The organism is Mesorhizobium sp. M1D.F.Ca.ET.231.01.1.1, assembly GCF_003999155.2.
Taxonomy (GTDB): Bacteria; Pseudomonadota; Alphaproteobacteria; order Rhizobiales; family Rhizobiaceae; genus Mesorhizobium.
In genome coordinates this window covers 277556-291708 of the sequence record NZ_RZOZ02000007.1, presented here as the reverse complement: position 1 = coordinate 291708, position 14153 = coordinate 277556, and the positions used below count along the sequence as shown (strand labels likewise).

Sequence of the window (14153 nt, the reverse complement as noted above, 5' to 3'; positions counted from 1 at the left end):
GACAGGGGGACGGGCGCAGTCCAAGCTTCCTCAGCGGCAATCTGCCGCTATGGTTTACCCTCCCCCTTGTGCGGAGGGTCGCGAACGAAGTGAGCGGGGTGGGGGTCGGCGCGACGAAAGCGCTTTACGAGCACCCACGCCCCGATCCGCTATGCGGATCGACCCTACCTACAGGGGAAGGTAAGGGGCGCGGCTATTCTCCCGCCGGCTTACCCGGCTCGGAATGCATCTTCCGCACGCGGCGCACGCCCCACCATACCAGCAGGATGGCGACCGGCACCGAAGCCGCGGTGACGACTTCCGGCGCAAAGGCGTGGCCGAAGCTCGAGGCGCCCTTGGCGACGTAGCCGATGAGGCCGACGACATAATAGGAGACGGCGGCGACCGAGAGGCCTTCGACGGTCTGCTGCAGGCGCAATTGCAGCCTGGCGCGGTTGTTCATCGAGGCCAGAAGATCGCGGTTCTGCTTCTCGACGTCGACATCGACCCAGGTGCGCAACAGCGTGGTGGCGCGGGTGAGCTTTCGCGAGAGGTTGGCCTGGCGCTCCTCGACGGAACGGCAGGTGCGCATGGCCGGCGCCATGCGCCTTTGCAGGAAGCCGGCCCAGGTGTCGTAGCCCTGCACCGGCTCCTCATCCAGCGCCTCGAGCCGTTCCGAGACGATGCCGTCATAGGCGCGGCTGGCGCCGAAGCGGTAGAGGCTGGACGCCGCGTCGGCTTCGAGTTCGGCGGCAAGCTCGGTGAGATCGGCAAGCAGCGTCTGGCTGTCGCGGGTCTCGACCGCCTTCATCTCCAGTGTCGTCTGCGCCAGCCGGTCCTCGATGCGGCGGGCCCGGCCGGACAGCGTCAGCGCCAGCGGCAGGCCAAGCATGGCAAGGGTCCGGTAGGTCTCGATGTCGATCAGGCGCTGCGACAAGGCGCCGGTGCTGGCCGGCGTCAGGCCGCGGTCGAGCACCAGCATGCGGGTCAGGCCGTCGCCGTCCTGGCGGAAGTCGGTGACGATGGCCGCGGCACCGCGCTCGACCAGCGAATAGCAGAGGCTGGTCGGGTCGAAGCCGGCGATCACCTTCTCGCTCGCCTGCGTCCATTTGCGGATCTCGAGCCGGATGCCGGAGATCACGGTTCCCGGCGGCGAAAAGCCGTTGCCGAAGGGCGAATCCTCCTGGCCCCGACCGTTTTCGGCCAGCGGTCCTTCCCAGAGATAGGTCGAGAACTCCGTGTGCCGCTCCCAGCGCAGCGTGCCCTTGCCCCATCTCATGGCGTGGTGGCGGGCATGGCGCTCGGGCGCCGCGATGCCGAGGCGGCGCGACAGTTCCGAGAGCACGGCATGGTCGACGCCGGCACCGCCGTCGGTCATGAAGGAAAGCTGGATGAGCACGCGCGGCTTCTCGACCAGCGGATGCGGCCGGGCATGGACTTCGCCCAGCGCGCCGGGGCGTCCCTCATGCGCCGGAAAGCCCATGACGCTGCCCTGGGCGCGCGGCTGGAATTCGAGGTTGGACGTCTCGTCCGACACGGCTGGTCCCCCTGGTTTCGACCGTTCGTGCAATCGGGTTGTCTTGCGGCAATCGCCAAGGCACGTAAACAGCAAATTTTAGCAGGCACGGATGGGAAGGCACTGCGTCGGAATCGACCGGATCCGGCGAATTGGATAAATAATTTGACCAGTTGGCGACAGAGGCTTTAATCTGGGCGGCATCCAATCCGTTCCCAGGCGCCCTCCGTTGAGCGATATCTTCTCCAGGATCGAGCATTCGCGCACCGCCGACGAGGTGGTGCAGCAAATCGAGAGCCTGATCCTCGAAGGCGTGCTGCGCACCGGCGACCGGCTGCCGGGCGAGCGCGAGCTGGCGCGTCAGTTCGACGTGTCGCGGCCGATCCTGCGCGACGCGCTGAAGGCACTGGAGGGACGCGGGCTGCTGACCACCAGGCCGGGCGGCGGCACGCATGTCGCCGACGTCATCGGCCAGCTTTTCACCAAGCCGGTGACCGACCTGATCTCGATGCACCGCAAGGCGGTGACCGACTATCTGGAATACCGCCGCGAGGTCGAGGCGATCGCCGCCGAGTATGCGGCGCGGCGCGCAACGCCAGAGGATCTCGCTCTGCTCGACCGCATCATGGCGCGCATGGACGAGGCGCACCGGACCGGCGATTTCGACGACGAGGCGGAAATCGACGTCGAATTCCATCACGCCGTCTGCGAATGCGCGCACAACATCATCCTCCTGCACACGCTGCGCTCCTGCTATCGGCTGTTGTCCGAGGGCGTGTTCCAGAACCGGCTCCTGGTGTTCACCGTTCCCGGCGCGCGCGAGGCGCTGCTTCAGCAGCACCGGGCGATCCACGCTGCGATCAAGGCGGCGGACCCGATCGCGGCGCGCAAGGCCGCGATGGACCACATCACCTATGTCGAGCGCTCGATGGCCGAAGCCGAGCGCAGCGGCGACTGGCAGCGCGTGTCGCGGCTGAGGCTCAGGCAACGCTCCGAGACCGGCGACATCGAACCCGCACGCAAACGCTCCTGAACACGGATCAAGCAAGGACCATTATGAGCGAAATCCTCACCATCGCCGATCTCAAGGACCTGGCGCGCCGCAAGGTGCCGAAGATGTTCTTCGACTACGCCGATTCCGGAGCCTGGACGGAGAGCACCTACCGCGCCAACGAGGAGGATTTCCAAAAGATCAAGTTTCGCCAGCGCGTGCTGGTCGACATGAGCAACCGCTCGCTGGAATCGACCATGATCGGCGAGAAGGTGGCGATGCCGGTGGCGCTGGCGCCGACCGGGCTGACCGGCATGCAGCATGCCGACGGCGAGATGCTGGCGGCGCAGGCTGCCGAGGAGTTCGGCGTGCCGTTCACGCTCTCGACCATGAGCATCTGCTCGATCGAGGATGTCGCCTCGGCGACCAAGAAGCCGTTCTGGTTCCAGCTCTATGTGCTGCGCGACAAGGACTTCGTGCTCAACCTCATCGACCGCGCCAAGGCGGCCAAATGCTCGGCGCTGGTGCTGACGCTCGACCTGCAGATCCTCGGTCAGCGCCACAAGGACGTTCGCAACGGGCTGTCGGCGCCGCCCAAGATGACGCTCGCGAACATTGTCGACCTCGCCCTCAAGCCGCGCTGGTGCCTGGGCATCGCCGGCACCAAGCGCCGAACCTTCCGCAACATCGTCGGCCATGCCAAGGGCGTCAGCGACGTCTTTTCGCTGTCGTCCTGGACGACGGAGCAGTTCGATCCGCAGCTGTCGTGGAACGATGTCGCCTGGATCAAGGAGCGCTGGGGCGGCAAGCTGATCCTGAAAGGCATCCTCGACAAGGAGGACGCGCTGATGGCGGCCGAGACCGGCGCCGACGCGATCGTCGTCTCCAACCATGGCGGGCGGCAGCTCGACGGCGCCGCCTCCTCGATCTCGGTGCTGGAGGAGATCGCCGACGCGGTCGGCGACAGGATCGAAGTGCACATGGACGGCGGCATCCGCTCCGGCCAGGATGTGCTCAAGGCGCTTTGCCTCGGCGCCAAGGGCACCTATATCGGCCGGCCCTTCCTCTACGGCCTCGGCGCGATGGGCAAGGCGGGCGTCACCAAGGCGCTGGAAATCATCCGCAAGGAAATGGACATCACGCTGGCGCTGTGCGGTAAGCGTCTGGTAACCGACATGGGCAAGGACCAGTTGCGGCGCTAGGGGCTTATTCACCGATCCGCCCTAGTTTCCCGTGATGACCGACACGGGAAGACGCTCGCCTTGACCGAAACCGGCATCCATTACCTCGACGCGCGCGGGCCGGACGGCATGCGGCTCTACGCGATCGGCGACGTGCATGGCCGTCATGACCTTCTCGCCGCCATGCACCACCGGATCGGGAGCGAGCTGGAACACGCGCCGTCGTCCGACTGGCGCATCATCCATCTTGGCGATTATGTCGACCGCGGGCCGGACTCCAAAAGCGTCATAGAGTTCCTGATCGAGGCCAGGAAGCGCGACCCGCGCAACATCATGCTTGCCGGCAACCACGATATCGGCATGCTGGAATTTCTTGCCGATCCCGACCCGGACGGCCTGTTCATGCGCTTTGGCGGGATCCAGACCGCGGCGTCATACGGGGTGAAGCTTTCGACCGGCGGCAGCTGGTTCGGCAGGCCGGACGAGACGCTGGCCCACGGACACGCGGCATTGGTCGACGCGGTGCCGCAAACCCATGTCGATTTCCTGAAGTCGCTGTCCTTTTCAGTGTCCTTCGGCGACTTCTTCTTCTGTCATGCCGGCATCAGACCCGGCATTCCGCTCGAAAGCCAGAGCCCGCTGGACCTGATCTGGATCCGCGACGCGTTCCACGATCACCCGGGGCTCTATCCGAAAGTGATCGTGCATGGGCACACACCCGTGCCGGAAGCCGAGGTGATGGCCAACCGCGTCAATGTCGACACACTCGCCTGGCAAGCGGGAACGCTGAGCGCGCTCGCCGTCAATGGCGGCGACAAGCGCATCCTGACCGTGCAAGGGAAAGCGCTTTAGGCCGCGATCCTTTTCCTGGATTGCTCTAGTTGAGCGCGCCGGTGACGCCGTAGCCGTCGACGGCCCGGTGGTTGGTCGCTGCATCGGCGGCATAGATGCCGAGGCCGCACAGAACGATGGCAGACAGCATGACAAAGGACAAAAGCGCTGCTTTCACGGACGTCATCTCTGGTTAAGCTTTCTGCATCTGTGCACGAGGCGGTTACCAATGCGTTGAAACGATAAAATGCGTCTCAATGTTTCGACGATTTCGCGCTTCTAGGCAGATTCTGTATCGCCGGTGTGTCGCCTGGATCACACAGAAGGTTCATCGCGGTTGCACGGACGACACAGGGCGGGCGCCTTCTAGGATGGCGGGCGAGCACAAGCTAAGGACGAAGCAGGTTTTCCCCAGGCGGAACCGCCGTCGCGTGCCAATTATGTCACGCTTGGTGCGGCGATCTGCAAGATGATCAGATCGTCGCTACCCAGGCGCGCGCAATCGCTAGGCCGGCGGCGTCGGCATCGGGCCCGTTGCGGACCATCTCGTCGTCGAGCCTGCCGGCCCAGTCGGGGTGACGGTCCTCGATCAGCGCGGCGAAGGAGGTGCTCCAGTCGCGCACCATTGGGCGATCCGCCTCGAAATGGAACTGGAAGCCATAGACGGCGCGGCCGATGCGAAAGGCCTGGTTCGCCGCGACATCGTTGGTGGCAAGCCGCACGGCCTCCTCGGGCAGGTCGAACGTGTCGTCATGCCACTGGAAGATCGGGAAGCTTTCCGGCAATGCGCCAAGCACCGGATCGGCCTTGGCCGCCGTCGTCAGCGACACGCAGCCCCAGCCGAATTCAACGGCACCGCCGATGTGGTTCTCGGCGCCGAAGGCGCGGGCGAGAATCTGGCCGCCAAGACAGATGCCGAGCACCGAGCGGTCCTTGCCGGCGAAATCGCGCGTCAGCTCGAGCAAGGCGGGAAAGTAGGGATAGTCGTCGTCGGCCAGCGCATTCTGACCGCCGCCCAGCACCACCATGGCATCGTGACCATTTGCGTCCTGCGGCAGCGGGTCGCCCTGGTAGGGGCGGCGCAGGTCGAGGTCGGCGCCTGCCTCCGCAAGAGCGGCGCCGATCTGGCCGAGGCCGGTGTTGTCGTAGTTCTGGACCACCAGCACCCGCATGGGAAAATCCTGCTGACATGAAAATGCTGGGGCGAGCGATATCATGGCGCCTTCCTTTCAGCCAAGATGCGTGCCGGGGAGAAAGCTATGCCACTGCAGAACCGGGTCGATCCGTTCGGTGTCATTCATGCCGCGCCGGAGCGCGGCCTGTTTACCGGCAATCGCGGCATCATCCACGACCCAGAGACGAAAACGCTTTTGAAGAAGCGCTGGGCCCTGCCGGCCTGGATCATCTGCACGTGCCAGTTCCGTGGTGTGCGGCGCGAGCCGATGGGCCGCAACCGGCCGGGGGGTAAGGCGGGCTGGACCGAGCTGTTCTTCCTCGACGAGGTGACGGCGCTCGCCGCAGGCCACCGGCCCTGCTTCTTCTGCCGGCGCGAGCGGGCCGCCGATTTCGTGCGCCGCTTCGGCGAGGCCTTCGGCGTTGCCGAACCGCGCGCGCCGATGGTCGACAAACGGCTGCACAAGGAGCGGTTGGGCTCGGGCGGCCGGCCACCGACGGTCGAGCCGGACGTGCTTTCCGCCCTGCCTGATGGGTCCATGGTCGCGGATGGCGGCACCGCCTACGCCTTGCGTGGCGGCAAGGCGCTGCGCTGGTCGTTCGCGGGATATGGCACTCCGACGGAATTCGATGAGCTAGCGGGCCGGCCGCTTCGCCTGATCACGCCGGCGACCACCATCTCGGTGCTGCGGCAAGGCTACGTGCCGGCGTGGCATCCTTCCGCCGAGGCTTGACGGCACAGGTCGCGTCGCCCATTGCTCGGCAATGCGCGCCAATTACAAGATGCAGCGGCTGTTCGTGCCGGACGACCTCGGAGCGGGCATCGAAGTCGATGCCGGACAACAGCAGAGCCACTATCTCGCGCATGTGCTGCGGCTCGGCGAAGGCGCCGAGGTTCTTCTTTTCAACGGCCGCGACGGCGAATGGTCGGCGGCGATCGCCGCCAAATCCAAGAAGGCGGTGCGGCTCAAGGTGCTCTCCCTCCAGCGGCCGCAGCCGCCGCTGCCCGATCTCGTCTACTGCTTCGCGCCACTGAAGCAAGGCCGGCTCGACTATCTGGTGCAGAAGGCGGTGGAGATGGGCGCAGGCATCCTGCAGCCGGTCATTACCCAGCACACGCAAGTGGCGAAGCCCGGCATCGATCGGCTGCGCGCCAATGTCGTCGAGGCGGCCGAGCAATGCGGCATCCTGGCGGTGCCGGACGTGCGCGAGGCGGAGAAGCTGGAGCGGCTGCTCGGCGGCTGGGACAAGGAACGGCGGCTGATCTTCTGCGACGAGGATGCCTCGACCAACAATCCGCTGCCGGCCTTGCAGGCGGTGCGGGAGAAAAAACTCGCGCTGCTGGTCGGGCCGGAGGGCGGATTTTCCGACGACGAGCGCAGGATGCTGCGCGCGTTGCCCTTCGTCAGCGCCATCCCGCTTGGCCCCCGCATCCTGCGCGCCGATACGGCGGCGGTGGCCGCGCTTGCCGTGATGCAGGCGACGATCGGCGATTGGTGATCAAATCCAGTTGAGCCGTGGCTCAGGATTTTTCGCTTGATCGGCTACTGACATTTCGTCCATCTAGCGCCCGGCGGTCGTCCGGCCGCCTACAGCGCCGCGCGTCCTTTTTCGGACGCGCAAAGGACGTTGTAGCACTTTGATTTGGCGTATGATCCTTTCCGAAAATCGAAGCCGATTTTCGGAGTCATGTGGCGGGAGGGCTCATCATGGCGCGCGACACAACCGATATTCAGCCCATTGAAGGCATCGACGAACTCGTCGGCTATCTCGCCGCGGGCAACAAGCCGCGCGACAAATGGCGCATCGGCACCGAGCACGAGAAATTCCCCTTCTATGTCGACGGCAACGCGCCGGTGCCCTATGGCGGCGAGCGCGGCATCCGCGCCATCCTCGAAGGCATGCAGCAAAAACTCGGCTGGGATCCGATCATGGATGCCGGCCGTATCATCGGCCTGGTCGAGCCGACCGGCCAGGGCGCGATCTCGCTGGAGCCCGGCGGACAGTTCGAGCTCTCCGGCGCGCCGCTGGAATCCATCCACCAGACTTGCCGCGAGGGCAACGCGCATCTGGCGCAGGTGCGCGAGATCGCCGAGCCGCTCGGCATCCGCTTCCTCGGGCTCGGCGGCAGCCCGAAATGGTCGCTCGCTGAAACGCCGAAAATGCCGAAGTCGCGCTACGAGATCATGACCCGCTACATGCCGAAGGTCGGCACCAAGGGTCTCGACATGATGTACCGGACCTGCACGATCCAGGTGAATCTCGACTTCGAAAGCGAAGCCGACATGCGCCGCAAGATGCAGGTGTCGCTGAAGCTGCAGCCGCTGTCGACGGCGCTGTTCGCCAATTCGCCTTTCACCGAGAGCCATCCGAACGGGCTGCAGAGCTGGCGCGGCGACATCTGGCGCGACACCGACAATCAGCGCTCCGGCATGCTCGAATTCTGCTTCGCGGCGGATTTCGGCTTTGCCGATTATGTCGAATGGGCGCTCGACGTACCGATGTATTTCGTCATCCGCGACGGGCAGTATCACGACATGACGCGCTACACCTTCCGCCAGTTCATGGCGGGCGCCGCGCGCAACGAAGTGCCCGACGGTCTGCCGACGATGGGCGACTGGGCAAACCACCTCTCGACGCTGTTCCCTGATGTGCGGCTGAAGCGTTTCCTCGAAATGCGCGGCGCCGATGGCGGACCGTGGCGGCGCATCTGTGCGCTGCCGGCCTTCTGGGTCGGGTTGCTCTATGACGAGCAGGCGCTGGACGCCGTCGAGGCACTGACCTCGAGCTGGACCTACCAGGAGGCGCTGGCGATGCGCAACGCGGTGCCGGAACTCGGCATTGCGGCGCCGTTCCGCAACGCCACCTTGCGCGACGTCGCCCGCGACGTGCTTGCCATCGCGCGCACCGGGTTGAAGAACCGCGCGCGCAAGAACCGCGACGGCTATGACGAGACTTCGTTCCTCAACACGCTGGACGAGGTCGTGGCGCGCGGCACGACCAGCGCCGAGGAGATGCTGTCGGCCTACCACACGCGCTGGGGCGGCTCGATCGAGCCGGTGTTCATGGAATATGCCTACTAACCGGCCAGCTTGCGCCTGACGGCGCGCGGCGAAAGCCGCTTCAATCAGGAATGGAAACGAATTAGGCTTCTTCCACGAGGATGTTCCCGAAGGAGACGCCAATGCCTTCCTTGTTCGACATATTCGCCCAGGCGCAGAACGGCGCCGGCATGCAGGCGCTGGCCCAGCAGTTCGGGCTTTCGATGCAGCAGACCCAGGCCGCGGTGCAGGCGCTGCTGCCGGCCTTCTCACAGGGGCTTCAGCGCAACACGGCGGACCCCTATGGGATGGGCGCCTTCATTACGGCGATGGCGAGCGGCCAGCATGCCAAATATTTCGAGGACGCGACCCGGGCCTTCTCGCCGCAAGGCATTGATGAAGGCAACGGCATTCTCGGTCACCTGTTCGGCTCGAAGGACCTGTCGCGCGCCGTGGCCGCCCAGGCCGCGCAGGCGACCGGCCTCAGCCAGCAGCTGCTGCAGCAGATGCTGCCGGCCATGGCCTCGATGATGATGGGCGGGCTGTTCAAACAAACCAACAACCAGATGCAGGCCGCCGGCGGCTTCGGCGGCGGCAATCCGCTCGGCGAGATCATCGAGGAAATGATGCGGCAGGCCGGAGGCGGCGCGCAAGCGCCGCAACCGGCACCCAGTCCCTATGGCGACAACCCGCTCGGCAAGGTCCTGCAGGACATGTTCGGCGGCGGCGCGCAACAGCCGCAAAGCCAGCCGCAGCAGGCGCCGAACCCCTACGGTGACAATCCGCTCGGCAAGGTGCTGCAGGATATGTTCGGTGGCGGCGCGCAACAGCCGCAAGGCCGTCCGCAGCAGACACAGAGCCCCTATGGCGACAATCCGCTCGGCAAGATGTTCGAGGAAATGCTGCGCCAGGGCGGCGGCGGGTTCGGCATGCCCGGCGCGCAGCCACCGCAGCCGCAGGCGCAGCAGCCGCAAACCAATCCGAGCGGCCGACCGCGAAACCCGTTCGATGACATTTTCGGCAGGATGTTCGAGACCGGCGCGCAGCAGCGTGACGAGTATCAGAAGGGCATGGAGACGATCTTCGACCAGTTCAAACGCGGCATGGACCGGCGCTAGCTTTCGCGCCCACGGCGAGGTCGTCATCCACGGGCGGAGCGACGCGAAGCGGAGCGCAGACCCGAGGATCCATGCCGTTACCTTCGCCGAAGGTGCAGCGGAGCAGAATTCTGCACAGTTACAGCGCGTCAACGTCACGGCATGGATTCTAGGGTCTGCGCTGCGTCGCTTCGCTCCTTGCTCCGCCCTAGAATGACGAACTAAAAGAAAAATGCCCGGTCCTGGAGGGGTACCGGGCAATGTGCAGGCAGGCCGGCGGGGAACCGGCAGGGAGTGTGGGAGCCTGCATGAAGCTTGGTCGCGCCAAGCCCCGAAAAGGTTCAAGGGCGGCCCAAAATTCAATCGCGCAGCCGATCAGGCCACCTTGCGGGCGAGGTCCTCGATCGTGTCGACGCGGTCGCTGGCGATGGCGCGCAGCTTCGCCGTCGGATCGCGGCCGAAAGGAACGGCGACGGCGACATGAAGGTCGGCGCGAGTCAGGCCGATGTCGGCAAGCTCGGCATCCGACATCTCGCCGAGGCGATAGAAGGCGCGGCGGTTTTTCCAGGCGCGATAGGTATTGGCGACCGCATTGAGCACGCGCGTCGCAACGGCCGGACGCGTGGTGATGCGCGGGGTCTGGGAGGCGAATTCGATCGTGGTCATGTCAGTCTCTCCTTCGGGAGTCGAGCGGACGAAACCAGTCAGCCGGCGCCTTGGGAGAAAGCGCCGTTGCGGTCTCGATACACTTAAAGTGACGCATGTCGTTGTCCCCAAACCGGGGACCACTTTTAGGCGACATGCAGTGCCTTCATGTGGACGATGCCAATTTGCCACTGTGCGATTGATTAATCCAACGAATGTTTCTAATCTTTAGCATCAACATCAATGATGGATTGGACCGATGAAAGCGCCGCTCGATCTCGATCAGTTGCAGACCTTCATCTCGATCGCCGACACGGGAAGCTTCACCCGCGCCGCGGAGGAGGTGCACCGGACGCAGTCGGCGGTGTCGATGCAGATGCGCCGGCTGGAGGAGCGGATCGGCAAGCCGCTGTTCGAAAAGGACGGCCGCACCAACAAGCTGACCGAGGAAGGCGACAGGCTGCTTTCCTACGCGCGGCGGCTGATCTACCTCAATCGCGAGACTTTGGCCGCCTTCGACGACCAGCGGCTCGAAGGCACGATCCGCATCGGCACGCCGGACGACTATGCCGACCGCTTCCTGCCCGAGATCATGGCGCGCTTCTCGCGCTCCAACCCGCGCGTCGAGCTGACCGTCATCTGCGAGCCGACGCCGGGGCTGGTCGAGCACATCAAGCGCGGCAATCTCGACCTCGCGCTGGTGACGCACAACGATACGCGCGGCCAGTCGGAAGTGGTGCGGCGCGAGCCGCTTCTGTGGGTTACCTCGGCCAACCACGCCACGCATGAGCAGGAGATCCTGCCGATGGCGTTCGGCCGGCCGAACTGCATCTGGCGACGCGCGGCCGTCGACGTGCTCGACCGGCAGAACCGCGAGTATCGCGTGCTGTTCTCCAGCTTCTCGGCCACCGTGATCACGGCAGCCGTGCTTTCCGGCCTCGCCATCTCGGTGCTGCCGGAATGCGCGCTCAGGCCCGGCATGCGCGTGCTCGGCGAGGCCGACGGGTTCGATGCGCTGCCGGATTGCCGCATCGGCATCATGCGCGGCCAGACCTCGCAGCCGGAGATCGTCGACGCGCTGGCCAGGCACATCGCGGAGAGCCTGGACAACATTTCCGTGCCGGTCGGCGAGGAGACGGGAAGCTTCGACTTCGCCGCGCTTGCCTTCGCCAAGATGAAGCGGACCAAGGCAAACCAGATCCTGCCTGGCTGGTAATCCCTGGGGCCTTGTTCGATCGCGCTGGAGCAGGTCATCGTCTCACGGAAACGCTGACCTGTGTTTCACGCAATTCCGCAGCGAAGGCGCCGAGCCTAACCGTTGCACACTTTTCCTGGATTTGTTCTAGCGCGTTTCACCGTTTCACGGAAACGGCGAAACGCCCTATCTCCTTGTTTTTACGCAATTCCAGACCGAAAACCGCTCACACTTTTCCTGGAATTGCTCTAGGCGCGAGCGGCGGTCGGCCCGACCTCGTCCGAAGAAGCCAGGCCAGAAAGGCTGAGCAGTTGGACCGGCTCGAGCGGCGGCGACAAGAAATAGCCCTGTAGCTGCCGGCAGCCCATGGCGACCAGCAGCAACTTCTGCGCCTCGGTCTCCACACCCTCGGCAGTGACGTCGACCCCGAGCGCCATGGCGAGATCGATCAGTGCCTTGACGATCGCCGCCGAGTTGCCGTCGCCATCGAGCAGCCGCACGAAGGAACGGTCTATCTTGAGCTTGTCGATGGCGTGGCGACGCAGGTAGCTCAGCGATGAATAGCCGGTCCCGAAATCGTCCAGAACGATGCCGACGCCCAACTGGCGCAAGGTCGCCAGAGCCGCCCGCGAAGCATCGCTGTTGTCCAGCAGCACGCTTTCGGTGATCTCGAACTGCAGGCGCTGCGGCGCCAGCCCGGTGTCGGCAAGGATCGATGCAACCTTTTCAGGAAAGCCGGCGTCGCGCAACTGCAGCGGCGACACGTTGACGGCGAGCCACGGCAGGTCGGTGCGCACGGCGAAGCGGCAGGCCTCCTGCAGCACCCACGCACCGAGCTGGCCGATCATGCCGCGTTCCTCGGCGATGGCGATGAATTGCGCCGCCGGCAATGCGCCATGCACATCATGCCCCCAACGGATCAGCGCCTCAGCGCCGAGGATCGTCTCGCCGTTCGCCGCGAACACCGGCTGGTAGGCAAGCCTGATGCCGGTGCCGCCGTCGAGGGCCTTGCGAAGCTCGGTCTCGACCTTGCGCTTGCGCAGAAGCAGATCGTCCATGTCGCCGGCGAAGACCTGGTGCCGGCCCCGGCCGTTCTTCTTGGCTTCGTAGAGCGCGATGTCGGCCTTGCGCAGCAGATCGTCGGCATCCGTCTCGCCGCCGGCCGATAGCGCGATGCCGATCGAAGCGCTGACAAAGACCTGATCCTCCATGAGCTTGAACGGCTCCTGCAACTTCTGCAGCAGCCGCTCGGCGATATCCTCGGCGGCGCGGATATCGCGGATGTCGACGAGGATCAGCGCGAACTCGTCGCCGCCCAGCCGTGCGACGGTATCCACCTCGCGAACGGTGTGCTGCAGCCTGGCCGCTGTCTGGCGCACCAGCTCGTCGCCCGCAGGATGGCCGAGCGTGTCGTTGATATGCTTGAAGCGATCGAGATCGAGATAAAGCAACCCCACCCTTCCCATGTCGTGAACCGCGATGTCCTGGCCGGCCCTGAGCAGGGCCCGCCGCAGGCGGTCCTCGAACAGAGCCCTGTTGGGCAGGCCGGTGAGCGTGTCGTGGAAGGCGAGATATTGTGCCTCGTCCTGGCTGGTCTGCAGCGCGGACGAGGCGCGGCGGAGCCTGCGCAGCAGGAACGCCAGGACGCCCGCCGCCACAAGCAGCGCCACGCCCAGCGCCGGCGCCATCTTGCGCACCAGTGTAAGACCGGGCCGCTCCCGATCCCAGCCGACATAGCCGAGGATGACGCCGCGGGAATCGACCAGCGGGACCGCCGCGGCGCCGGCCGGTTGCGACAGCGGTACAAGCCGCGCACCGTCGAGCAGATATTTTCCCGCAATCCTGCGGATGACGGCGTCGTTGATGAACTCCACCGACACGTCCAGATATTCGGTGCCGGGCGCCTGCGTGACCCGGTCCGAACTCGGCAGCAGCGGCATGACGCTCAGGATCGCCGGCTTGCCGCCAAGCGACACCAAGTCCTCCGCGACCATCTTGGCAGCCTGGCCGGAAGCGTCGGTCTTCGGCGGCCCGGCCAGCATGCGACGCAGCTTCTCGACGGATGGCTGCAAGGCAGGCTCGTCCCTGCCATAGGCGGACGGATCGACCACCTTGCCTTCTTGCATGGCATGAATGGGATGGTCGGCGGCATCGAGTATGTAGACCTGGTTGTGACCGTAATAGATGTACATCCAGACGCTGAGATTCTCCTCGATCCAGGTCTGGTTGCCGGCTCGCACATTGGTGATCGCGTCATCCCAGACCGAAACGCTTTCCTGCTCACGCTGAACAGACGCAATCTGATCCTTCAAACCGTCGGCGATGAATATTTTCTGGCGTTCGAGCGAGACGTCGTCGGCCTGGGCGGTCGCATAGACGCCAAAACCGACGACGATGACCAGCGCGAAGACAGCCAGCGTCAGCACGGTGAGCGTGACCTGATGCGTCAATGGGCTGCTGTTGGTGCGTTCGCTCATGCGTTCCCTGGGCCGACTTTCCTGCCG

13 protein-coding genes are annotated in these 14153 nt (G+C 65.1%); 8 read left to right on the top strand and 5 right to left on the bottom strand.

Annotated features, from left to right (window positions below; all coding sequences use genetic code 11):
* Window positions 1–193: 193 nt before the first annotated feature.
* A complete protein-coding gene (locus tag EN874_RS20440; RefSeq protein ID WP_127426505.1) occupies window positions 194–1516 on the bottom strand; it encodes a DUF3422 family protein in 1323 nt (440 codons plus the stop codon).
* Between the two features lie 208 nt (window positions 1517–1724).
* Here EN874_RS20440 and EN874_RS20435 point away from each other — a divergent pair, with 208 nt between their 5' ends.
* The 3 genes from EN874_RS20435 to EN874_RS20425 are packed head-to-tail and all read left to right on the top strand — an operon-like array spanning window position 1725 to window position 4519.
* Window positions 1725–2528 (top strand): FCD domain-containing protein, encoded by an 804-nt coding sequence (locus EN874_RS20435; protein WP_127426506.1) that lies wholly within the window; start codon window positions 1725–1727, stop codon window positions 2526–2528.
* A gap of 23 nt (window positions 2529–2551) precedes the next feature.
* Entirely contained in the window at window positions 2552–3688 is a 1137-nt protein-coding gene (locus EN874_RS20430) for an alpha-hydroxy acid oxidase (RefSeq protein ID WP_127426507.1), read from the top strand.
* 60 nt (window positions 3689–3748) lie between these two features.
* Window positions 3749–4519 carry a metallophosphoesterase gene (locus EN874_RS20425; RefSeq protein WP_127426508.1) on the top strand — a complete coding sequence of 257 codons (771 nt, stop codon included), beginning with the start codon at window positions 3749–3751 and terminating at the stop codon, window positions 4517–4519.
* A gap of 25 nt (window positions 4520–4544) precedes the next feature.
* On the opposite strand, the gene EN874_RS34065 is transcribed toward EN874_RS20425, so the two are convergent.
* A complete protein-coding gene (locus EN874_RS34065; RefSeq protein WP_127426509.1) occupies window positions 4545–4685 on the bottom strand; it encodes a hypothetical protein in 141 nt (46 codons plus the stop codon).
* Window positions 4686–4971: 286 nt separating this feature from the next.
* Window positions 4972–5670, bottom strand: a complete 699-nt coding sequence (locus tag EN874_RS20415) for a type 1 glutamine amidotransferase (RefSeq protein ID WP_127426510.1) — start codon at window positions 5668–5670, stop codon at window positions 4972–4974.
* 87 nt (window positions 5671–5757) lie between these two features.
* Between EN874_RS20415 and EN874_RS20410 the strand changes: the two genes are divergently transcribed.
* The 4 genes from EN874_RS20410 to EN874_RS20395 all read left to right on the top strand — a co-directional run bounded on the left by EN874_RS20410 (window position 5758) and on the right by EN874_RS20395 (window position 9830).
* Window positions 5758–6405 (top strand): hypothetical protein, encoded by a 648-nt coding sequence (locus tag EN874_RS20410; protein WP_127426511.1) that lies wholly within the window; start codon window positions 5758–5760, stop codon window positions 6403–6405.
* Window positions 6406–6436: 31 nt separating this feature from the next.
* The gene (locus EN874_RS20405) at window positions 6437–7171 is read left to right on the top strand and encodes a 16S rRNA (uracil(1498)-N(3))-methyltransferase (protein WP_127426512.1); all 735 of its coding nucleotides are present in this window, start codon (window positions 6437–6439) and stop codon (window positions 7169–7171) included.
* Window positions 7172–7380: 209 nt separating this feature from the next.
* Window positions 7381–8754, top strand: a complete 1374-nt coding sequence (locus EN874_RS20400; RefSeq protein WP_127426513.1) for a glutamate--cysteine ligase — start codon at window positions 7381–7383, stop codon at window positions 8752–8754.
* Window positions 8755–8855: 101 nt separating this feature from the next.
* Window positions 8856–9830 carry a DUF937 domain-containing protein gene (locus EN874_RS20395; RefSeq protein ID WP_127426514.1) on the top strand — a complete coding sequence of 325 codons (975 nt, stop codon included), beginning with the start codon at window positions 8856–8858 and terminating at the stop codon, window positions 9828–9830.
* Between the two features lie 354 nt (window positions 9831–10184).
* Here EN874_RS20395 and EN874_RS20390 read toward each other — a convergent pair whose 3' ends face one another.
* Window positions 10185–10475: a DUF1127 domain-containing protein gene (locus EN874_RS20390; protein ID WP_127426515.1), complete on the bottom strand. Its 291-nt coding sequence runs from the start codon at window positions 10473–10475 to the stop codon at window positions 10185–10187.
* Window positions 10476–10713: 238 nt separating this feature from the next.
* Between EN874_RS20390 and EN874_RS20385 the strand changes: the two genes are divergently transcribed.
* Window positions 10714–11670 (top strand): LysR substrate-binding domain-containing protein, encoded by a 957-nt coding sequence (locus EN874_RS20385; RefSeq protein ID WP_127426516.1) that lies wholly within the window; start codon window positions 10714–10716, stop codon window positions 11668–11670.
* 227 nt (window positions 11671–11897) lie between these two features.
* Here the strand turns inward: EN874_RS20385 and EN874_RS20380 are convergent, their stop codons facing one another.
* Window positions 11898–14126 (bottom strand): EAL domain-containing protein, encoded by a 2229-nt coding sequence (locus EN874_RS20380; protein ID WP_127426517.1) that lies wholly within the window; start codon window positions 14124–14126, stop codon window positions 11898–11900.
* Between the last annotated feature and the right edge of the window lie 27 nt (window positions 14127–14153).